Raw genomic sequence first — 22,052 nt, 5'->3', positions numbered from 1 at the left:
CTTAAGCCTCCTCATCCTTGTTAATCATGTACAGGTAGATGACACTGACTACCAGCAAGATTAAAAACAAAATGTTCGCAGCCGCGGCGCCAAGGCTGAATTGGAACTCATTAAACGAAAGCCGGTAAGCAATGGTGGACAACACTTCGGTCGAATTGATCGGTCCGCCGCCTGTCATGACAAACACCAGATCAAATACTTTGAATGTATAAATAAATCCAAGCATCAATACGACGAGGAGTACCGGACGCAATAACGGAATCGTTATTTTGAATAGTTTCTGAAACCAATTTGCGCCATCCAGACTCGCACTTTCGTAGACATCCTCCGGCAGGTTGCTCAAGCCAGTCGACAACAACAGCATGTTGAATGGAATTCCGACCCAGATGTTGGCGATGATGACACTCCAAAGCGCAATATCCGGATTCGACAACCATTGAATTGGATCATCGATAAAGCCGATGCCCATCAGCATCTGATTGAAAATCCCTTCGCCGGATCCCATCATAAACTTATACAGCAGCGCCGTGATCGTCAGTGGAATCAGCCAGCTAATCATCACGACACCGCGCAAGAATGAAGCCAGCTTGAATTTCATGCTGAAAAACAGCGCAAGCAGAAACCCGATCACGACCTGGAATACGACACTTCCGAGTGTGTATACAATCGTGTTCCAGACCGAAATCCCGAAACCGTCCTGATCGGCCAATGCTTTATAATTGTCGAACCAGACAAAATGTTTATCACCGGTCGCCAGGCTGTTAAGGTCTACGTCTTGGAAACTTAAAATGATGTTATAAATCAGGGGATAGCCGATTAACAGCAGCATGAAAATCACTGCCGGGTAAATAAACAAATATTCTCCCCATCTGCCTTTTTTCATACCGATTTGTCTCCTTTTTCCCTGTATTCTTGATTGCGCTTTAAGGGCAAAGCCCCTCATGACAAGGGGCTTTGTTCATTACTGGTCAACCGTTTCGCTGACGGACTCTGAGGCCTTGTTCAATGCTTCTTCCGGTGATTTTGTTCCGGTCAACGATTCCTGGATTGCGATTTGGATCGATTCGGAAATTTCCGGCCATTGCGGAGAAGGTCCTCTCGGTACAGCTCCATCCATGATCGGCACAAAACCGCTCAAATACGGATCCTCTGTCCAATGATCCGAGTTTTCCAACACATCTTTTCTTGCCGGGAAGACACCCGTTTCGTACGTAAATGTCTCGTGACGGTCCGGCTCCAGGAACCAGGTTAAGAAATCAAAAGCGCCATCGACGTTTCCGTCTTTGATGATGGTTAAGTTCTCCCCGCCTAAGACGGAAGCATATTGTTCATCCTTAGGAATCTGGCTGATGGAGAAATTCATGTCCGGGCTTTCTTCTTTCAGGCGCTCGATATTCCAAGGACCGTTGACCATCATAGCCAGTTTTCCTGCGGCAAATTGTCTTGCTAAGTCATCCTGTGTAGCATTGACCACATCGCTGCCCATCGATCCTTCCTCAATCATATCTGTAAGTAACGTCATCGCCTCCACAGCACCTTCCGAATCAAGCGAATCATAATCGGCTCCTGCAGAACGAAGGAAAGGATAGAATTGGAAAGCACCTTCTTCCGATTTAACAGCCGAAACAGCAAAACCTTTCGTATCATCGTTTGTCAGTGCCTTTGCATCTTCCTTCAATTCGTCCCAGGTAGTTGGCGGCTCTTCGATGCCAGCTTCCTTCAGTAAATCTTCGTTGTAAAACAGTCCAAGCGCATTACTGCCGACAGGCAATCCATAGTACTTGCCATCATACGTAGCCGATTCCACAGGACCTTCGTAAAAGTTATCGATTTCCCCCCACTCTTCGACCTTCGAGGTAATATCCTCCAAAACCCCCTGTTCGGCAAAGGCTGCATTGTCGACCACATCCATCAAAGCCATGTCAGGCAGCGTACCGCCGGCCACACCGACAGAAAGCTGCTTTTTTACATCGGCAAACGGAACGTATTCTCCTTCCACCTCATACTGATCCTGCGACTCGTTGTACGCATCTATCAGACTTAAAAACTCTTCCTGCTGTTTTCCTGTGTAATGGAACCAGATAGTAACATCCTTGGAAGCTTCCGCTGCTTCTCCCTCACCACCCGATTGCTCGTCATCGGTAATGGAAGTACCGCCGCTGCACGCGGATAAAACCAGTACGAATGAAACAATTGCCAATAACAAACCACTAATCCTTTTCAACTTTTTCACTCTCCTAATATAAACGCATTTTTTGTTAGAACATCATCAACTTTACACGGATAGAAGATAAATAGACAGACCTATAGAGGCAGTTCCGCGTCTCCTCTAACAAACAGCGGAATGGTTTCAAGCGGCGTTTCGCAGGTCACCCGCTGACCGCCTTCGTGAAGTTCGCCGCTGTTCGCATCCTTCCATGTTTCCCCTTGAGGCAGGTAAACCGAACGGCTTTCCGTGCCTCCCTGTAACACAGGAGCCACCAGCAGGTCGGGTCCGAACATATAAGCATCCTCTACATTCCACGCCTCCTGATCTTCCGGGAAGTCGTAAAACAATGGTCGCATCGGTGGAGTCCCTTTTTCGTGTGCCGCTTCCATCAATTCGGCTATATATGGACGAAGCCGTTCACGTATTCCCATATATTTTTTGAAAATCTCATAAGCTTCCTCGCCGTAGCTCCACACTTCATTGTCTGCGCCGCTCGGGCATAAACCGCCACCGCTGGTTCCCAACGGTTCCTGGTGCGGTTCACGGTCGCCATGCAGACGGAAAACGGGACAAAATGCACCATATTGGAACCAGCGGACCATGCATTCTCGAAACGCCGGGTCATCCGGATTGCCGCCATGAAAACCGCCGATATCCGTCGTCCACCATGGTATGCCGGCAAGTCCCATGTTCAAGCCAATGGCAAACTGATTGCGCAGTGAAGCAAAACTGGAGTCGATATCTCCCGACCATACGAGCGCACCATACCGCTGGCTTCCGGCCCAGGCACAGCGGACAAGATTGACCACGTTCTCCTGGCCTTCGGCGGTCATCCCATCGTAAAACGCTTTCGAGTACATGGTCGGATAAATATTTCCGACCTGGACATTCGGTCCAATGTGATAACGGTAATTATCAAAATCATAGACGTTGTATTCCGGCTCCGCTTCATCAAGCCAGAAGGTTTTGATCCCGTAGTCATAATAGTTTTGTTTCGCTTTGTTCCAGACATACTCTCTGGCCCCTGGATGGGTGGTGTCAAAATAGAGCGTGTTGCCCAGAAAGTCGTGGTTAATACGGATGCCGCGATCTGTCCGCGTCAAATAGCCTTTTTGCAGCATTTCTTCATAGTTTTCGCTTTCCTTATCGACTGTCGGCCAAATCGACACCATCAGCTCGATTCCCATGTCTTTCAGTTCCTTGACCATCGCTTCCGGGTCTGGCCAATAATCCTTATCAAACCGCCAATCCCCCTGCTTTGGCCAATGAAAATAATCGATGACAATCACCGAAATCGGCAAACCGCGACGTTTATACTCCCGTGCTACTTCCAGCAATTCCTCCTGTGTCTGGTAGCGCAGCTTGCACTGCCAAAAGCCCATTCCGTAATCCGGCATCATCGGCACCGTCCCGGTTGCCTTGGCATATGCTTCTTCAATTTCTGCGGGAGTGTCTCCGGCCGTAATCCAATAGTCCAATTGCTTGGTCGACTCGGCTTTCCACTCGGTGATGTTTTTGCCAAACGTCACTTGCCCCACTGCAGGATTGTTCCAGAGAAACCCGTAGCCGAGACTGGATAACGCAAATGGAACGGTCGCCTGTGAATTTCGCTGGGCTAGTTCGAGCGTGCAATTTTTCAGATCCAATATCGGCTGCTGGTATTGCCCCATCCCATAAAGTTTTTCTTCCGGATTGGATTCAAATCTTAACGTCAGTTGGTAATCCCCGCCCAAGTGGGGCTGAAACTCACGGGCATCGATTTTCAACGCACTGCAAAACGCTTTGATGTTCTTGCGGTTGCGGACATATTCTTCCAGCAAAATTTCATTCTTTTGGTTATAGAAAGTAAGTTTGCCGGCACTTGTCAGCTCGGCCCTGATTTTGCCATTTTGAACGACGGCTTTCTCCTCTCCGATCGTAATCTCGGCTGTCCTCTCTTCCGTTTCAAGCAGAGCCCAGTCCTGCGGCTCCATTTCTGCATGGAACGTCGAGCGGACACGCAAGCTGTTTTCTCCCCACGGTTCTATCCAAAGCTTTTCACTATCATATTCTCGTATCAGTCGGTTGCCCTGTTTTCTGAAAACATCGTTCATATCTCCTGCACCCTCCAACTTAGCAGTAATCCGTTATTCTACTTCCTCTACCTTCGCGGCCGCATCGGATAATGCTTCATCCACTGGTTTCGAATCTGTCAGAGATTCCTGGATGGCGATTTGAATCGCTTCCGAAATTTTCGGCCAATCCGGTGATGGCCCGCGTGCTTCTGCCACTTCCATAATCGGGATAAACGCTTGTAAATAGTCATCGTTCTTCCAATAATCCGAATCATTCAGAACATCCTGTCTTGGTGGAAAATACCCTGTATTCTTGGTAAAGCCTTCGATTTGCTCAGGAGCCAGCAGCCACGTCAGAAACTCCCAGGCCGCATCCACATTGGCTTCCTTGGTGATTTCAATATTGTCACCGCCAAGCACGGAGGAGACTTGTTTATCTTTCGGAATTGGCACGATGCCGAATTCCATGTCCGGGTTGGCTTCCTGCAGGCGTTCGATCATCCAGGGGCCATTGACCATCATCGCCAATTGCTCGGAGGAAAATTTCGTCGCCAAGTCATCCTGAGTTGAGCTGAGTATATCCTCGCTCATATAATCGTTATCCAGCATGTCTTTGATAAGCGATAAAGCATCGTTCGCTTCTTCCGAGTCTAAATGCTGATAATCTCCGCCCGCTGAATAAAGGAACGGATAAAATTGAAAGGTGGCTTCTTCTGACTTAACCGCGGATACGCCCAGTCCTTTGCGATCCTCAGTCGTCAATTCTGCAGCAGCTTTCTTCAGCTCCTCCCATGTTTTAGGCGGTTCCATTCCTGCCTCTTCGAACATGCCTTTGTTGTAAAACAGACCTAACGCGTTACTCGTCAGAGGCATGCCGTAATGTTTGCCTTCATAGACAGTCGATTGCAGCGGAGAATCCAAAAAGTTCTCTGTTTGTTCCCAACCCTCCACTTTATCGGTAATGTCGGCCAGTACACCCATTGATGCCAAAGAAGCGTTATCGACGGTGTCGGAGATAATAATATCAGGAAGATTGCCGCCGGCAGATCCGATGGATAATTGCTTTTTGATATCGCTGAACGGCACGTATTCACTTTTCACATGCACTTCATCCTGTGACTGATTAAATTTGTCCAACAGTTCTGTCAAGAATTCTTCCGATCCGGTATAATAGTGCCACAAGAGAATTTCCTGCTTCCCATCTGCGGTTTCCGTGTCCGTACCGGATTCTTCCGTAATACTCGAACCACCGCCGCAAGCTGTCAGCATGAAGGTAAGCAACAAACTAGTAAAAGACAACAGCCATCCTTTCTTCAACAACAACACCCCTTCTTTTCTTGTAAAATCGCATTCTCCCATTTTTGTCTGGCGGCAACGCTTTGTTAACCGCTTTCACTATTTGATAAAAAATAAAGACCCTGTCCATTTAAATTCGCAGTTTGATCGTTTTTGCTTTGTCGAGATGCCTAATAAGGGAGAGGGAAATGCTTAATTAAAATAATAGTGATATTAGTAAGCGTTTTCTTTATTAATTCTCGCAATTTATAACACAATTCTGATATATTGAAAGATAAGGGGGAATGACAAGTGGATAAAAACCGTTTGATGGAAGACAGAAATCATGGAGATCCGATGTTTCCTTTGAGAACATACACAGAAAATAAACTCGATTCCAATGGGGTTATTTTTGGCTTGCACTGGCATTACGAAATGGAATTTACCCTGCTGGAAAAAGGACCGGCCATTTTTCAGATTGGTTCCTCCAGTGTCATCCTAGAACCAGGTGAAGCGGTCCTGATTCCGAGCGGCCAGCTGCATGCAGCGTATCCTTTACAACAAAACGATTTTCAGATAACCGCTATCGTCTTTCATCTTAATTTCCTCCGCAGCTTTGCATATGACCAAATAGAGTCCCATTATGTAGATCGTTTGGAACAGCTTGAAACGTCCCAGCCTCTCATCATCAAACCAAACACCGACTGGGAGCAATCGATTTTATACTCCCTTTCCCGCATCATCCACTATGAACAAAACAGACCGCCAGCCTATGAACTGGCGATCAAGGGATTGTTGTTCGAAGTGATGGCGGAATGGCTGGGGAACTATCCGATTCCCGACAAAGCGGTCCATAATGAAAAAACAGACCAAATCAAAAAAGTCCTCTTATATATCGAGGACCATTTCCAGGAAAAAATCAGAATTAAAGATTTAGCCTGCCTTGTCCAAATGAGTGAGGGGCATTTCAACCGTTTCTTCAAGTCGATCGTACGGATGACACCGGTAGAATATATCAATACCATCCGTATCAATCATGCAGCGAAATTACTGCGGGAAACCGATCGAAAAATACTCACCATTGCATTGGACGTCGGTTTTGACAATCAAAGTTATTTCATCCGGACGTTTAAACGATTTAAAAGCTGTACGCCATCTCGTTATAGAAAAGTGAAAGAACCTGCAGAAGAACCAATAGGATTTTCGAATAGATAATTGATCAAGCCATTAAAAAGACGATTCCTAAATAAAAGGAAATCGTCTTTTTCACCAAAAAACATCTAATCCATCTACCTCTCCCCCATCTCTCGGTGGCGAAGCTGATAAATTTGCTTCGCCATATAAGACGGCGTGTAAGGCATACCATTTTGCAGCCAGGCCACGATTGTGCCCATGTAGGCTGCGGAATCGTACCAAATCACAATGTCTTTATGTACGCTGGACTCTTCTCCTTTCCGTTCCACCCTCGAAATGATCCGCTCTGTCAAAAATGCCAACAGCCGGTCTCGAAAAATCGGCATCCGCTTAGAGGTGAAAACGACTTTGTAAAAAGCTGCATTGTCGGCGATATGATGCAGTACCCTATCCATCACATGCCATTTTTCGGTTTCTGCTGTTGCGTTTCGTTCTGCTCTCGCTTCCTTCCATACTTCCGTGAGATCGCTCATCATTTCATCCGCCATCTTTTCCAGCATATCCGGTATGTCCCGGTAGTGCAGGTAAAAGGTGACCCGGTTGATCGTCGCCCGTTCTGCAAGACGGTTTACCGACAGTTTTTGGATATCGATTTCCTGAATCAGTTCGACAAACGCATCCTTCAATAATCGACGTGTCCGAACAATCCGTGGATCCGTTTTTTTCTTTTCCTCCATCTCCCTTTCCCCTTTCTTTCTATACAACAATTTTTCAAGAATCTGCTGAGTTCCCCATCTTTAAGCTACAATACCTCCACACTTGTAAATTAATAGACACATCAAGAAAAATTGTATGTTGAACCCTTCTATTTTCCTATCTATAATTTAATTTATATGTTGTAAATTATACTACAATTTATAAAATTACTGAAACACCGAGGAAAGGATGACAATCATTGGCTTCCAACGAGACAACAGACAGCAGTGCGATCAGAAAGGGTCCGGTCTTGACGATCATGATTTTGGGCGCTTTCTTTGCTATTTTCAACCAAACTACCATGACGGTTGCCCTTCCGACATTGATGGAGGAATTCAACATTGAAGCAGCTACCGGACAATGGCTGACGACAGGATATATGTTGGTGAACGGTGTACTGATTCCGGTCACGGGATTTTTGATGCTGCGCTTTTCGACCCGCCAGCTGTTCCAAACCGCGATGATCATTTTCCTGATCGGGACGCTTGTCTCCGCCATGGCCATGAACTTCCCTGTCCTGCTCACCGGGCGGCTCATCCAGGCAGCATCCACCGGGATTATGATGCCGCTGTTGATGAACGTCGTTCTGTCGCTTTTTCCTCCGGAAAGGCGCGGAGCCGCAATGGGTACGGTCGGGCTTGCGATTATTTTCGCCCCTGCCATCGGGCCGACGCTTACGGGGTATATTCTAGATGCTTTTCCATGGCAAGTCTTGTTTTATGGCATGGTGCCGTTTGTGGTCGTGATCATTATTTGTGGCTTCATCTTTTTGAAAAACGTCTCAGAAACCACTAAAAGTAAGCTTGACCTGGTCAGTCTGATTCTTTCCACCATCGGATTCGGCGCCCTCTTGTACGGCTTTAGTGAAGCTGGAAATGAGGGTTGGTCCAATACCGAAGTGGTGATTGCTCTCAGCATAGGGGTACTGACGATCGGGCTGTTTACCTGGCGCCAATTGACTTCCGGCAAGCCATTTCTTGACTTGAAGGCATTCCGCTACAACATGTTTTCCTTGACGACAATCATCAACTGTGTGATTACGGTTGTGATGTATGCCGATATGATTTTACTGCCGCTCTATTTGCAAAACGCCCGAGGCTTTACCGCTTTGGAAGCTGGCGTTCTCATGTTTCCAGGCGCGCTTTTGATGGGATTATTGAGTCCGGTTGTCGGAAAACTATTCGACCGCTACGGTGTGAAATGGCTGGCCATTATCGGGATTACCATCATTCTCGCAACCACCTACAGCTTCGCAAACCTGAGCGATGCGACAAGCTATACGTTCCTTATAATGATGTACACAGGACGCCGCATCGGAATGGCATTATTCTTGATGCCGCTGCAAACGGCCGGGCTGAACCAGCTGCCGTCCAGCCTGAACGCACACGGAACGGCTATTTCCAATACGGCACGGCAAGTAGCCGGTGCGATTGGCACTTCCTTGATCGTCACGATTATGACTAGCAGAACGAAAACCCATCTGCAGGATATCGCGGCCCAAGGTGCAGCAAACGGTGAAACACGGGCACACATGACCATGGAAGCTTCTATCCAGGGAATCAGTGACGCTTATTTCGTTATGCTTCTCTTCGGGGTAATCAGTCTTGTACTATCCTTTTGGATAAAGCGTGTCAAACAGGCGCCGGAAGAAGAATTGGCAGAAAGTTAAACCTGTTTACTGGTATTAGAAAAATCCCCTTCCTTTTTAATCGGAGGGGATTTTTTCATCACAAGAAAAACTTATGATATTTTCACTTTGACCTTTTCCATTGGCACTTCATCATCAATTGGTCTCCAACAAACTCGGCGGTGAGGCTGCCATTCATCTTTTCCATCAGGCTCTTGGCAATCGGCAGTCCCAGCCCTGTACCTTTTCCCGTTCTTGTCTGATCCGCTTTATAAAAACGGTCGAATAAATGGGCCAAATCCGCTTCGCTTAAACGGTCGACCGAATTGCTGACAGTCAAACGGACGGATGAAGAGGTCTGTTCAAGTTGGACAGCCACCTCCCCGCTCGAATGCCTGATTGCATTGATCACCAAGTTTTCCAGCACCCGTTTAATAGCAGACGGATCTGCCATTACCATGACTTCTTCTTCCGTCCTGTCCATTTTCGGCTCTATCTTTCTTTTACTAAATTCTTCATAAAAACCTACCAATACTTCGGTAAGAAGCGGATTCAATTTTACTCTATCCGGTTTTATCGGATAATCAGCTTGTTCGATGATAGAAAGCTCGAAGAAGTCTTCCAGCAGGACCTTCAATCTTTTTACACCTTTCTTTATGGTCTCGATGTATTCCTTTTTTTCCTCGGCGCTTAATTGATCGGATTCCAAAAACTGAAGATATCCTGATATTGTCGTCATCGGGGTGCGGATGTCGTGTGAGATATAGGATACCGCCTGCTTCAACTCATTTTCCGTCTTTCGCTTATCCGCTTTGGCATGTTTTGTCCGGTCGATTTGGTTATTGATTTCCTTTGCCAGTTTTTCTACATCGTTATCAAAAAAACGAATGTCCACTTTCTTTTCCGTAACCTGTTCATTGACATCACGCAACTGGCCGGCTATGCGTTTGATTTCCTTTTTTAATAAGTACTGACGGGCGAGCAGGTAAACAACAAGCAATCCCGTTAAGATGATCGCACCATATAACATATACTCACCCGCCACCTTTCCTACTTGATTTCTTTCTTTTTAAAAATTAGACTGCCCGCCATCCCGAATACCAGGAAGGTCACGATGGGAATCACGATCAGCTTGATCATTTCCGTACCGCCCACTTGGTTGATCTCAATGATTTTTTTTGACAATTGAAAAACAGAATTGTCATGGACAGGTTTCAAAAACGTCAGCTTGGAACTGATCATCCCCAACATGGTATCTATCAGCATGAAGAACAGCAATAAAAACCCAATCGTTTTTCCGCTGTCAGTAAACATGATCGAAAACACCGCCATGATCGAGGCAAAAACTGCCGCATAAAGGATCGTGAGTCCTATTGTCTGGAGATAATAAGGCCAGTCTAAACTGCCGGGAAAACCAACGATTGCACTGATGACAGTCATAGATACCGGCATCGTGAGCGAGATGATAATTGCTCCTGTCGAGAACATGATCAGCTTGGCAAGGTAAATCCTGATCCGGCTATTCCCCGAAGAAGCGAGAGACTTCATCGTTCCCCGTGAATATTCACTTGTAATAAAAAATCCGGCTAGAATACAAGGGATGTAGGAAACGATTTGCTCATTGAAGCTTAGTGCATAATACTGATAATAATCATTAAGCGGAGTGAGTTCTCCTCCATCTAAGCGGTCCAGCATTGTCTGGAGAACAGCATACGCAAAGATTATCCCAGTAAGCACCCATAAGGAACGATCATTTCTCAACTTGAACCACTCAGTCTTCATCAAGTTACCCATGCTGCACACCCCCGATGCGATGGGTAAAGTATGCTTCCAATTCTTCTCCCATTGGCATGAATTGTTCCAAAATCAACCCTTCGTCTGTCAGTGTTTTGGATACTTTGCCTGGTGTAGCTGTATAGGCAAACAGCTTGATGGAGCCGTCCGCCATGACTTCAAATTCGCTTGTTTCCAGTTGTCTCTCCAACACGGTTGCCGCTTTATTTGGTCGATCGACCTTTATGTGCAGGTATTGCTGACATTTTTCATTCAATTCTTTTGCCGATAACTGCTCCAGCAATTTCCCTTCGTGGATGATGCCATAATGGGTAGCCAACAAATGAAGTTCGCTCAAAATATGACTGGAAATCAGCATGGTGATGTCATGCTCCTGGTTGAGTTTTTTCAACAGTTCCCTAATTTCGATGACGCCCATCGGGTCGAGTCCGTTAATCGGTTCGTCGAGGATCAAAAATTCGGGATCTCCCAATAAAGCAATGGCAAGTCCGAGACGCTGCTTCATCCCTAACGAGAAGTTTTTGGCTTTTTTTCTGCCGGTGTCCTGTAAGCCTACCAGCGACAGGGTTTTGCCGATGCATTCTTTGCCAGGAATACCCTTTAACAGTCTGTGCGCTTCGAGATTTTCAGCCGCTGTCATGTGCGAATATAAAGCAGGACCTTCAATGATCGTTCCGATACGCTTCCTCGCTTCTATCAAACCTTGTTCACTATTCTGTCCGAACAGTTCGAACGATCCCGCCGTCGGACTGGCGAGACCGGTTATCAAGCGAATAAACGTTGATTTCCCGGCTCCGTTTTGCCCGATAAAGCCGTAAATCGATCCTTTAGCAATAGCCATATCCACTTTGTCGAGCGCCATTTTGCCGTGGTATTTTTTTGATAAATGATTGGTTTTCAATATATAGTCACTCATCCGGTTTGCCTCCCTATCTTTTCCTGTTCATGAACACACTTTTACTATAAGGAGGAAAACATAAGAAAGGCTTAAGATAAATCTTAAGAAAAGCTTAATTTTTCAGCCGATACCCCATCCCCCAAATGGTTTCGATATAGTCTTCAGCCGGATTCGCCTGGGACAGCTTGCTTCTTATATTGCTCATATGGACGTTGATGGTATTATCATCTCCATAGTATTCCTCGTTCCATACGCTCTCAAATAGGTTCGCTTTGGTGAAGACCTTTTGCGGAGAGGATAGCAAAAGATACAATATCTGGTACTCCCTTGCAGTCAACTTTAACACGTGTCCGCTCACGGACGCTGTTTTTGCTTCCGTGTTGAGTACAAGGTCTTTGTGGCGGAGCTCAGGCACAGCCGGTTTATCCGCCATTCGCCGATACCTTCTCAGGCACGAATCAATCCGGGCGGACACCTCCTCATTATCAAATGGTTTTGCTATGTAATCGTCCGCTCCGGTTCGCAACGCGTCAATCTTCACTTGCTTCTCCAGCTTTGCGGAAATAATGATTACCGGAACATCGCTTTCCTGCGATACTTTATCCAGTATTTCTTCCCCTGACTTGCCGGGCAGCATCAAGTCCAGCAGGATCAAGTCCCATTCTTCGCTATCCAGATAAATGACTGCCTCCGTTCCGGAATAAGCAGATTTCGCTGTATATCCGCTATTTTGGATAATGCCACAAAGCAGTCGATTGATATCTTCATCATCTTCTATGACTAATATGTTGGTTGAATCCTCCATTTTTTTCACCCCGTCCATTTCTACCCTTATCATTCACGGAAAAAGAAGCGATGTCAATAGCGCAGATTATAAGCGGAACAAAACAAAAAAGTTCTGCTTTTCCCTTTGAATAGAGGAAAATGCACGTTCTATCTAGTAATGGATTAATAGTAAAAAAAACAGTAGGGAGAGTCAGGTCATCAAACGCTTTGTCTGCTTATTTATTTGTTGTCTGATAGTATTTTCGCTTAGCGGTTCTGTAGAAAGTCATTCCAACCAAACCGTTAAATCGAAAGCACTGGTAGTAACGCTGAAAATCGAGGGTAGGAAGGAAGGGCAGGATTATTTAATCAAGATTTTAACTGCCGGGAGTCAACATGGGAATTTCGCTGTGTTTCCACAAGCTAAATCCTTCGTGATGGACGAGAAAGACGAAGTAAAAGAAGTTCTACATACCCTAACCGACTATACAATTAACGTAACGGGAACCGAGTTCAATGACACAGATGAACCGGCCTTGAATAGGGTGAACGGAGCTGCAAAGAATGCGACGACGCTGCTAAAAACAATCAACATTACGCCTGAAGAAGATACAAATACGATAACAATCGATTTGAACGAGGATGAAAATTAACTGGACAGTTATCTCCTTTGACAAAAAAGCCGAATCCCACTCCTATTCATCCCCGGAAACGAGAGTGTGATCCAAGGATTGCACTCTGTAACATTTCATCACCTTGTTTATATCTCTAACGCCGCTCCCTTCACCCGCTTAAATCCACGGACTTTGGCCAACTCTTCCACCAGCTTCAAAGCTGCTTTATCCTTCGCTTTAGCTTCAATCATAATATCTGCTGAATCTCCGTGATTCTTTAACGCGTTGATAAATTCCATCGCAAAATCTTTTTCCACATAATCAGCATGTGCCCGGAACAACTTTTTTGACTTAGGAGAAGACAAGTGAAACTTAGGCGGCTTACCAGTTCCTTCCCATGTGGCAAAGATTCTGGGCAGCAGCTCTCGGTAATCTCCCTCTCCCGGGTTCGCCCAGTGGTGGTGATAATCGAAAACAAAGGGAACGCTGTGCGTTTCACAAATTTGCAAAGTTTCTTCTGCCGTGTAGGTCTTATCATCATTTTCAAGTGTGGTTTGCCGGCGGATATCTTCCTCAAGCTTGATAAAGTTTTGGTTAAACCGTTCGATTGCTTCCTGCTTATTGCCGTAAGCTCCGCCAACATGGATATTCATCGTTGCTTCCTTATGTAAGCCCATTGCTTCCAGCATCTCATAGTGGTAGGTCATATCAAGGATCGCATTAGCTGTAACATGATCCTGTGGGCTAGTAAACAAGGTGAATTGATTCGGATGAAAGCTGACGCGCAGTTTATGCTTTTTAACCAAATCCCCAATTTCTTCAAAAAGACATCGAAAAGGAGTGACAAAATCCCATTTCACCTCCGGATGGGTGGCAAGCGGTACGAGAGAAGACGACATCCGGTAAATGTCGATGCCGTGAGCAATGTTATAATGAAGGGCTCGGAGCGTATTGGTTAAATTCTGCTCGGTCAGATGGTGAAGCTTTTCCTTCCTGCTATCCTTGTCCATCTTTTTCCAATTGGTGAACGTTAGGGTATGGGAAGGAGAAGCTTCCCATAAAGAAAGCGCAATGGAGACGTAGCCAAATCTGAGTAACATCGTTTCACTCCAGTCTGTCCTTGTTCGTATAGTGTCTATGTCAAAATAACTTGATACGCGGTAGGAACGGCTATATTACCCTTTACGTACCTGCACTCACCTTTTCTTGAGAACATTCCTTTACTTTTTTCGTTCAAGCAGCTCCCTGAGCACCGGCATGTCTTCCAATTCTTCCTCTGTCACAAGGTCCCACTGTATCCCGCCTGGCTTTTCATACTCGGAATTAATCTTGATCAATTCTGTTTCCGTCGCAATCCAGTCAACCGTCAAATCGAAGGGGTCCCTGGGTATGTCTTCATCGGTAAGCTGCGCACTATGAATCGTACCGACGATTGGGACATCCGGATTTCCCAGTTCCCGGATAATGGCATATTCCCTGTCCGCATACCCTGCTCCTTTGCCTACTCTTCTGCCGTCTCGATGCAATGCCACAGAACCGACGAAAAACAGACCGATAACCGGAATCTCTGCAAGCGGAATTTCTTTGCCATAGGATTTTATATGGGACAGGCTTGCCCCCTTCCTTTCTTCGCCATCCGGAACCCACTCCGGTTTCACCATGATAAAACCCGCCTTAAGCCTTGGAGTCGGTACAAGCAACACCTTTCCATCACGTAACACTTGTGCTCGGATCGGTAACTGAGGCGCGTCCGGGTTTACTTTAATGACCTTCGCTTCCTGGTAGGCAGGAATGGTCGTGACGAATTGAGCTGCCTGTTCGGCTCCTTTAAAATTCGGGATGCGATTTTGCAAAGGAAAAGGGAACCTGCCCAGTTTATGTTCCGTTAAATAGTCCCATTTCTTTTCTCGTATTTCCTGTTTTGTTGCCACCAATTAACACCTGCCATCCGTTTTGCTATGTATGTGTATATTTTACCGTAACAGAGTTCCTTTTTAATAGTGGCAAGGAAAAATGCAGGAAAAAGAGAAGTACTCTTGTTCCTGCATTCACTGTTTAATGCATACCTTGTTGCGGGGCTATCGTATAAGCCTGCAGCATCGTGTTCATATCCTGTTCTTTCAGCTGCGGCACCTGATAGTAACCATGCTTGTTTTGATAAAGAAATAGCTCGTAGCCCATTTCAATCATGTTCGGCACACTGTCAGCAACAACACGGCGAAGAACCGGATTGTTCATTTCGGCCGCGGCCATGGTGAATGTGGAGGCGGCAGCTTTTGTCTGGCTCAGCATGAATGAAGAATAACATTCGTCCGTAAGCTCCCCCACAGACTGTTTCGGTTTCTTCGGTTGCCCTGCGTTCAACCCATAAGTTATTTCGTTGCTTTGCTCCATTTTATACTGTTGAGTCGGCACGTTCGGGTCCTGCCCTGTTTGAAAGCTGTCAACCACGGTATTATACGTCTGCGTCAAGAAGGCGGACTGGCGCTGCAGAATCCCCTTCAATTCCGGATCCTGGATATGTTGGTCGTACAATTGATATTGCTCCAACACACCGATCAAACAGCCGATCAATTCATGGGAGTCCAGCATTTCATGCGCTCCGTGATTCATGGCCTGGTTCGCCATATTTTGCGGCATTTGCGTACCGCCCTGCATTTGATTTTGATTTTTAGCCATACGATGACCTCCTGCTTTATGGATTCGTGCTTATATTTTCCATAGAGGAGGGTTTTATGTATGAGTTGTACTTTATCATTGTCGAACATGTGTATAGTTCTAAAGCAAAAAAACAAAAGGCTGTGATGGTGAAAAAACATGAAGCCATCTTTCTCCATCCAGCCCTGTGAATGTCACCAATTTAATTAAGCGTTTTTTCTCTTAGTCATCACCTTCAAACCATAAGCAAATATCCCATATCCAGCCGCCGTCTTTGCAGCCCAGTTCGTGGCGCTCTCTTCTTCGGAAAAAATCACCGCTGGTATCAAAGTAGATAATGTGTATAGTCCCAACACTTTTATATATCTTTTATTCATCGTCATTCAACACCCTTCCCTGCTGATGTGGTTTCATTATAGCAGGGGCGTTTTCGTGACTATGTGAGATTTGTCACTTATCGGGCGGATAAAAGGACGAGATTTCTTAAAACTGTTTAACCAATCCAATGTTCCGGGTATCAAAATAAAATAATGTAATTTATTGGAGGGATATCATGGAATACATCAACCTGGGGAATTCCGGTCTGCGGGTTCCCAAATATATACTTGGAACCATTCCGTTCAGCGGAACGAATGGTTTTGAAGCGACCGGCAATATAAAGGAAGACGATGCACGCAAAATGGTCGATATCGCTTTAGAAGCAGGAATCAACATGTTTGATACAGCAAATCTCTATTCAAAAGGAGATGCGGAACGCGTACTCGGAGCTGCCATCCAGGGACGCCGGGACGAAGTGCTGCTCACATCGAAAACTGGCTTTCAATTGGGGGACAACCCAAACGACGGTGGTGCTTCCCGCATCAACATCGAAACTTCCATCGACCGTTCTTTGGAGAGACTGGGTACAGACTATCTCGACTTGTATTTCGTCCACTTATGGGATGGTCAAACGCCGATCGAGGAAACGGTAGAAACGATGACCAATCTCGTTAAGTCCGGCAAAATACGCTATTGGGGTGTTTCCAACTACAGCGGCTGGGCGCTTGCAAGGACTTTCTCCATTGCAGAGCGGTCCGGCTATATTCCGCCGATCACCCAGCAGATTTACTATACGCCAGAAGCGCGTGAAGCGGAATATGAACTACTGCCGGCAGCAAACGAGCTTGGCATCGGCTCCATGATTTGGAGTCCGCTCGGCGAAGGACTGCTTAATGGAAAAATCGGTCGCAATAAAACTGCTCCGGAAGACACCCGTCAGGGAGGCGGCTGGCCAGAGCCTTGGGTGCAGGATCATGAACGTCTTTATCAAGTAATCGATGCACTGGAAGAAGTCGCGGCCAATCACGATGCTACCATACCGCAAATTGCGTACACCTGGGTCAAAGACCGTCCGAACGTCGGCCCTATCGTCATAGCAGCACGTAATGAACAGCAGTTGAAGGAAGACATCGCTTCCTTTGATATTCAGCTGACACAGGAGGAGCATGATCGCATTGAATCGGTCTCACGTCCCGCACCACTCTATCCAAACTGGCATCGCGCCATGAATTCCCTGGAAAAGGGCAGTCCATCGGAAATCCCGTATCTGCAAGGATACACAAAGTCGATGGGAATAGAAGACTAATTCGTTAAGTGGATGAAAACGGACCGCCCCCCCTTCCTGAAATCGGTCCGTTATTAAAAAAAGGACTAAGACCGGGTAATTGCTTTTTCCATTGGTACCTAATAGAATGTTATGCAAAATAGTGAAAGGAGTGTAATCTTTTGGTGGAAACGATAGAAATTTCCAATATCACCGTAGAGCTAGATCAAGGTGGAGACCGAAGAGCCTATATTGCTGATTTTGAAGAACCTATCTATTATGGGATGCATGGTGGTGTAAAAGACTTTTATAAAAGAGTTCCAGAAGTTGAGAGACCTTCCACACTTGATCACATTGTTGCTGCCGCTGGCGGCTGACTTACTGGTACATTATCAGGTGCGCTGGCAGCGCGCAAAATCCCAACATATCCAGATAAGATAAAAGGATCTTTCAAGGGTACCATTGAGGCACCAGAGGGCGTCTTAAAAATCACAAAGATTGCAGGTCATTATGATTTAACGATCCCCAAAGGAACACGCGAAAAAGCAGAACGTGCGCTTCACGTATTTGACCGGAATTGTCCTGTTTCACAGACATTGAAAGGCAGTGTGAAAATTGAACATAGCTGGTCTATTACAGAAGAAGAATAGAACATGTATCTTATTACCTGTGAATATAGGGTGGATACTATCGTTACCAACATCCTTCACAACTGGGCATTTTCTAACTAACGTACACACCCGCATAGCAATAAAAAGACTCCGACGTAAACGCCGGAGTCTTTTCTTAAAAGGCTGATTGAATCTTAAAAGTTCATTACATTTTCAAAAAGTCTATAAATGGACGAGTCAGTCGCCAGTCCCCCGCTCAAAGAGGATATGGAACTCTCCTACTTAAACAAATCCATCAACCGGTCCCAGAACCCCTTCTCTTCTTCCACAGATTCTTCTGTCTCTTCTTGTTCTTCTTGCTTGATGCTTTCCGTTTTCAACACGAATTGGACGGAATTGATGTGTTCATTTTCCGGTGAAACAAAAGATACCGGTTCAAAATCTGATTTATCATACTCATCCATCATTTCATTGACCTCTTTTTTCATCTCGTCAGGCAGGTCACTCGTAGCTTCCTGCAATTCAGCTGTTCCGTCATGCAGCGAACCGACGCCGCTTTCGGTTTCTCCGAGTCCTTCAGCAAGGCCGGAAATACCGTTGTCAAGTTCTCCATAAGAGCTGGATAACTGGTTCACTCCATCCGTATATTCCACCAATCCGGAATGAAAGGAAGCATACTGGGAGGCTATTTCACGGATGCCATCTTGCAACTGCGCAAAGGAATCGGCACTATCCATGTTTTCCCGGGAAGAGGCAAGCTGGTTGGCCATCTCTTCCAGGTTATCCGCCATGTCAGTAAGCGAACCACTGACTTGCCCCAACGTTCCGCCGACCGCATCAAATCCCTCTTTTACAGCAGAATAAGTGCCTTTGGCAGTACGCGCAGCGGTGTACGTTTCTTTTAATTTATCAAGAACTTCCGGATTGGCGCCGCTTTTATAAAGCTGCTTGAACTCCTCTTCTGAAAGCTCGTAGTCCGGTATGGCCGCCATTTTTTCATCCAACGTGCTGTAGGCTTTGGCATAGTTGTCTTTTAACGTAACCAGCCCATCTGCCGACTGATTGATTCCATCGGCCATTTGGGAAAGTCCGTCTTCCAGCTGTTTCAAATCGCCGAGGCCCATATCTTCTGAGCCACTTTCCAGGGAAGCGCTCATTTGTTCCAGTGCCTGCTTCAGGCTACCAGAACCGTTTACGAGCTCCGCAGAAGAACCAGCCAGTGACGATATTCCATCTTTGTATTGCATGGAACCGTCACGTAGTTCCCCGGCGCCATCATTTAGTTGTGCAATCCCGTCTTCCAGGTCTGCGACTCCACCGTTCACTTCCGCTATGGCGTCCGTCAGCGTGTCCATCTCCCCAGTCATTTCGTCTATATCCGGAGATTCAATCGGCATAGAAGAAGGAACAGCGGAGATGTCGATGCCATCCAGTTCAAAGTCTGTTACATCCGCTTCCACGACTAGTTCTTCCTCTTTTTCAGGCATCACGGTAAAGCTCACTTGCTTGTTTTTTCCCGCATTGGCAAGTGTTCCGTCCGTAGCCTTGATGTTCCGATAGTTATCCAGATTGAGAGAAAGAGAGACTTGCAATAAATAGTTTTCAAAAAATACAGGATCGACTTTTTCATTGGCCGATGTAGCTATTTTTATTTCGACATGACCGTCTTTTCCAGCCAGATCTGCCGGGGCGATTTCTTTCCCATCCAACAGATAGGTTATCGAAATATCCCATGGCAGGGACTGACCCTCCATGTTCCCCTGGTAATAAAACTTTCCTTCTGGTGCATCGATGGTCACTTCCCCGTCCTTCTGTTCCAACGGCGATAAATCTGTCAGGTTTTTCAGATCGGTGTACGTTCCGTGGTCAACGACTTTTCCCGCTTTTTCAACGTCCAACGTGTTGACCACGTAAAGCTCTTGTCTTTTCCCAGCAGCATTTAGCTTGCCATAGATAACTTCATCCTTGGAGGAGACTTTCCCTTTTTCCCGGGTTGTATCTTCCCCTGACTTGCTGTCACTTGCAGCCGAAACAAGCAGCGACGGCATCGCCAACAGGATGATCGTAAAGACAAGCAGAAGCTTCTTTATTCTCCTCATCGTCATTTCTCCTTTTTAAAGTTTGCTTTCCAGGTTGTTTTGGCAATCCATTTATCAAATACCAGCAGCATCGCAGGCAGGAAGAAAACGACCATGATAAAGGATAGCAATGCTCCGCGGCCCAGCAGCATCCCGATGGAGGAAACGATCGGGTTGGACGACGTAATCCATAAGATAAACCCGACGCTGGACAAAATCGAAGCGGATATGCCGATCGCAAAGATTTTTTCGTCCATCGTTTTCTTTATTGCCTCACGGGCGGACATTTCCTTCCTATCCTCTTTATAGGCATCCATCAGAAGGATTGCATAATCTACGGTGGCAGCAAGCTGGATAATGCTGATCAGCAGGTAACCTACATATACCAACGAAGAGTCCGTAAAGTATGGAACAGATAAATTCATCCATACTGCCGACTGAATGGTAAACAGCAGGACAATCGGAATCGAGATCGACTTAAAGGTCACCAGCAAAACAAGAGCGACCGTGGCGATCGTCAGAAGATTGACCAGCTTGTTGTCTTTCTGCACGACATTTTTGATGTCGTACAATGTCACGCTTTCGCCGGCCATATACACGTCATCATCATAATGATCTTCCGCTGTATGTTGTACCTGTTCAATTAAATGGAACGCCTCTTCCCCCTCGGTTTTCGTATCGGTTTGCAAAATGATCCGACTGTAGTTATCCGAGTAAAATTGTTCCGTTACGGAGGATCCTACATACTCGGGGGGAATCGCTGCGCTCACGGTATTCACATAAGCAAGCACACTGGAAACCTTGTCAACCTTCTCTAAGTCTTCCACCAGTGCTTCCTCTTTGGCCGTATCTCCCCGCGGGACAAGCACGACCATCGGAGTGCTTTCGCCAAATTCATCTTTAATTGTCGCTGCGTCGCTTCCGGCCCTGGTATTCTCCGGCTGATCGCCGATTCCATAAATAAAACTTGTCTGGCTTTGCGCGAGAAACGCCGGCACGATCAAAAGAAACACAAGAATCAAAACCGGAATTCTCATTTTCAACACGAAATTTCCTTTGTTCCTGATGCGAGGCAGGAACGGTTTATGCTGGGTTTTATCGATCCATTTATAACACAACAGTGTAAGCGTAGGTAAAAATACCATCACACTGATAAAGCTCAAGACAATCCCTTTCACCAAATTGATGCCTAAATCTGCCCCGATTTCAAAATCCATGAACGTCAAGGCAATAAACCCGAAGAAGGTCGTCGAGGCACTTGCCGCAATCGCGGAAAAGGATTTCTTCATCGCAAGCTGCATCGCTTCCTGCGGATCAGCTGTTTTCCTCCGGTAATCGGAAAAACTGTGCAGTAGAAAAATTGCGTAATCCAACGATACGGCCAGCTGCAAAATTGGCGCGACGGACTGTGTAACAAAGGAAACTTCACCTAGAAAAATATTGGTCCCCATGTTGATAAGTACCGAAACGCCGATCGCCGTCAAGAACAATACCGGTTCGACCCAAGAGCTCGTGGCAAGCACCAAAATAAGAATGATGATCGGAACCAACAAGGCACCCGCATACATGGACTCTTTTCCAGCCATCTTTTGCTGGGTCGCCGTATTCAAATCCTCCCCGGCCATCGCATTGTCTTCGCCGATCAAATCATAGATGGCATCGGTAGTGGCTACAGCCTCGCCCTCTTCGATGCTGAAGGAGAAAAGCGCCTTCCCATCTTTATAGTAAGATTCAACCGTCTCCTGATCTGCCATTTCGAGCGGTTGTTTGATATCGATGGCATCATCCAGCCAAGTGACCTCTGATACCCCATCGACAGCTTCCAGATCTTCTTTGAAAGCAAGGGCTTCCTGTATGGTCATATCCCGCATCATTACCCTGTTTGTCGGTACACTTCCATCAAATTCTTCGTCCATAATATCCATTGCCGTTGTCGATGGCGCATCCTCCGGCAAGTAATCCTTCATGTCGTAGTTCACCGATACGGTGAACTGTGC

Annotated in this window: 20 protein-coding genes and 1 pseudogene; 6 read left to right on the top strand and 15 right to left on the bottom strand. The window is 46.2% G+C overall.

Features of this window, described 5'->3' with window-relative positions; translation table 11 throughout:
* Nucleotide 1: 1 nt before the first annotated feature.
* The 4 genes from ERJ70_RS03465 to ERJ70_RS03450 form a co-directional block, all read right to left on the bottom strand.
* A complete protein-coding gene (locus ERJ70_RS03465) occupies nucleotides 2-883 on the bottom strand; it encodes a carbohydrate ABC transporter permease (RefSeq protein ID WP_209367177.1) in 882 nt (293 codons plus the stop codon).
* 78 nt (nucleotides 884-961) lie between these two features.
* Nucleotides 962-2,233, bottom strand: coding sequence for an ABC transporter substrate-binding protein (locus tag ERJ70_RS03460; protein ID WP_374099747.1), 1,272 nt, complete (start codon nucleotides 2,231-2,233; stop codon nucleotides 962-964).
* A 71-nt stretch (nucleotides 2,234-2,304) separates the two neighbouring features.
* Nucleotides 2,305-4,302, bottom strand: a complete 1,998-nt coding sequence (locus ERJ70_RS03455) for a glycoside hydrolase family 31 protein (protein WP_209367175.1) — start codon at nucleotides 4,300-4,302, stop codon at nucleotides 2,305-2,307.
* A 33-nt stretch (nucleotides 4,303-4,335) separates the two neighbouring features.
* On the bottom strand, nucleotides 4,336-5,580 hold the full coding sequence (locus ERJ70_RS03450) for an ABC transporter substrate-binding protein (protein WP_245208106.1): 1,245 nt from the start codon (nucleotides 5,578-5,580) through the stop codon (nucleotides 4,336-4,338).
* A gap of 270 nt (nucleotides 5,581-5,850) precedes the next feature.
* Between ERJ70_RS03450 and ERJ70_RS03445 the strand changes: the two genes are divergently transcribed.
* Nucleotides 5,851-6,753 carry a helix-turn-helix transcriptional regulator gene (locus ERJ70_RS03445; RefSeq protein WP_209367174.1) on the top strand — a complete coding sequence of 301 codons (903 nt, stop codon included), beginning with the start codon at nucleotides 5,851-5,853 and terminating at the stop codon, nucleotides 6,751-6,753.
* A gap of 74 nt (nucleotides 6,754-6,827) precedes the next feature.
* On the opposite strand, the gene ERJ70_RS03440 is transcribed toward ERJ70_RS03445, so the two are convergent.
* Nucleotides 6,828-7,409, bottom strand: coding sequence for a TetR/AcrR family transcriptional regulator (locus ERJ70_RS03440; protein ID WP_209367173.1), 582 nt, complete (start codon nucleotides 7,407-7,409; stop codon nucleotides 6,828-6,830).
* Between the two features lie 278 nt (nucleotides 7,410-7,687).
* Between ERJ70_RS03440 and ERJ70_RS03435 the strand changes: the two genes are divergently transcribed.
* Nucleotides 7,688-9,097, top strand: a complete 1,410-nt coding sequence (locus tag ERJ70_RS03435) for a DHA2 family efflux MFS transporter permease subunit (RefSeq protein WP_209369108.1) — start codon at nucleotides 7,688-7,690, stop codon at nucleotides 9,095-9,097.
* A gap of 82 nt (nucleotides 9,098-9,179) precedes the next feature.
* On the opposite strand, the gene ERJ70_RS03430 is transcribed toward ERJ70_RS03435, so the two are convergent.
* The 4 genes from ERJ70_RS03430 to ERJ70_RS03415 all read right to left on the bottom strand — a co-directional run bounded on the left by ERJ70_RS03430 (nucleotide 9,180) and on the right by ERJ70_RS03415 (nucleotide 12,552).
* On the bottom strand, nucleotides 9,180-10,085 hold the full coding sequence (locus tag ERJ70_RS03430) for a sensor histidine kinase (RefSeq protein ID WP_209367172.1): 906 nt from the start codon (nucleotides 10,083-10,085) through the stop codon (nucleotides 9,180-9,182).
* A gap of 20 nt (nucleotides 10,086-10,105) precedes the next feature.
* The gene (locus ERJ70_RS03425; protein ID WP_209367171.1) at nucleotides 10,106-10,849 is read right to left on the bottom strand and encodes an ABC transporter permease; all 744 of its coding nucleotides are present in this window, start codon (nucleotides 10,847-10,849) and stop codon (nucleotides 10,106-10,108) included.
* Nucleotides 10,842-11,765, bottom strand: coding sequence for an ATP-binding cassette domain-containing protein (locus tag ERJ70_RS03420; RefSeq protein WP_209367170.1), 924 nt, complete (start codon nucleotides 11,763-11,765; stop codon nucleotides 10,842-10,844). Before ERJ70_RS03420 ends, ERJ70_RS03425 begins: the two co-directional genes overlap by 8 nt.
* A gap of 94 nt (nucleotides 11,766-11,859) precedes the next feature.
* Nucleotides 11,860-12,552, bottom strand: a complete 693-nt coding sequence (locus ERJ70_RS03415) for a response regulator transcription factor (RefSeq protein ID WP_209367168.1) — start codon at nucleotides 12,550-12,552, stop codon at nucleotides 11,860-11,862.
* Nucleotides 12,553-12,922: 370 nt separating this feature from the next.
* Here ERJ70_RS03415 and ERJ70_RS03410 point away from each other — a divergent pair, with 370 nt between their 5' ends.
* Nucleotides 12,923-13,165, top strand: coding sequence for a hypothetical protein (locus ERJ70_RS03410; protein ID WP_209367167.1), 243 nt, complete (start codon nucleotides 12,923-12,925; stop codon nucleotides 13,163-13,165).
* A gap of 107 nt (nucleotides 13,166-13,272) precedes the next feature.
* Here the strand turns inward: ERJ70_RS03410 and uvsE are convergent, their stop codons facing one another.
* From uvsE to ERJ70_RS03390, 4 genes are all read right to left on the bottom strand, one after another.
* Nucleotides 13,273-14,226, bottom strand: a complete 954-nt coding sequence (uvsE, locus tag ERJ70_RS03405) for a UV DNA damage repair endonuclease UvsE (protein ID WP_209367166.1) — start codon at nucleotides 14,224-14,226, stop codon at nucleotides 13,273-13,275.
* Between the two features lie 120 nt (nucleotides 14,227-14,346).
* The gene (locus ERJ70_RS03400) at nucleotides 14,347-15,057 is read right to left on the bottom strand and encodes a 5-formyltetrahydrofolate cyclo-ligase (RefSeq protein WP_209367165.1); all 711 of its coding nucleotides are present in this window, start codon (nucleotides 15,055-15,057) and stop codon (nucleotides 14,347-14,349) included.
* 124 nt (nucleotides 15,058-15,181) lie between these two features.
* A complete protein-coding gene (locus tag ERJ70_RS03395) occupies nucleotides 15,182-15,805 on the bottom strand; it encodes a spore coat protein (RefSeq protein WP_209367164.1) in 624 nt (207 codons plus the stop codon).
* Nucleotides 15,806-15,990: 185 nt separating this feature from the next.
* Nucleotides 15,991-16,167, bottom strand: a complete 177-nt coding sequence (locus tag ERJ70_RS03390) for a hypothetical protein (protein WP_209369592.1) — start codon at nucleotides 16,165-16,167, stop codon at nucleotides 15,991-15,993.
* Nucleotides 16,168-16,337: 170 nt separating this feature from the next.
* Here ERJ70_RS03390 and ERJ70_RS03385 point away from each other — a divergent pair, with 170 nt between their 5' ends.
* From ERJ70_RS03385 to ERJ70_RS20200, 3 genes and pseudogenes are all read left to right on the top strand, one after another.
* Complete coding sequence (locus ERJ70_RS03385) at nucleotides 16,338-17,408, top strand: aldo/keto reductase (protein WP_209367163.1); 1,071 nt, start codon at nucleotides 16,338-16,340, stop codon at nucleotides 17,406-17,408.
* A 143-nt stretch (nucleotides 17,409-17,551) separates the two neighbouring features.
* Complete coding sequence (locus ERJ70_RS03380; protein ID WP_245208178.1) at nucleotides 17,552-17,743, top strand: hypothetical protein; 192 nt, start codon at nucleotides 17,552-17,554, stop codon at nucleotides 17,741-17,743.
* 21 nt (nucleotides 17,744-17,764) lie between these two features.
* Nucleotides 17,765-18,016: pseudogene (locus tag ERJ70_RS20200) on the top strand (OsmC family protein); the annotation flags it as partial.
* A gap of 239 nt (nucleotides 18,017-18,255) precedes the next feature.
* Here ERJ70_RS20200 and ERJ70_RS03370 read toward each other — a convergent pair.
* Nucleotides 18,256-20,076: a coiled-coil domain-containing protein gene (locus ERJ70_RS03370; protein WP_209367161.1), complete on the bottom strand. Its 1,821-nt coding sequence runs from the start codon at nucleotides 20,074-20,076 to the stop codon at nucleotides 18,256-18,258.
* Nucleotides 20,077-20,078: 2 nt separating this feature from the next.
* Nucleotides 20,079-22,022 (bottom strand): efflux RND transporter permease subunit, encoded by a 1,944-nt coding sequence (locus tag ERJ70_RS03365; protein ID WP_245208105.1) that lies wholly within the window; start codon nucleotides 22,020-22,022, stop codon nucleotides 20,079-20,081.
* Nucleotides 22,023-22,052: the final 30 nt, after the last annotated feature.

The organism is Sediminibacillus dalangtanensis, from assembly GCF_017792025.1.
Lineage (GTDB): Bacteria > Bacillota > Bacilli > Bacillales > Amphibacillaceae > Sediminibacillus > Sediminibacillus dalangtanensis.
Note: the sequence above shows the minus strand (reverse complement) of the source record. Positions and strands in the feature narration are given on the sequence as shown.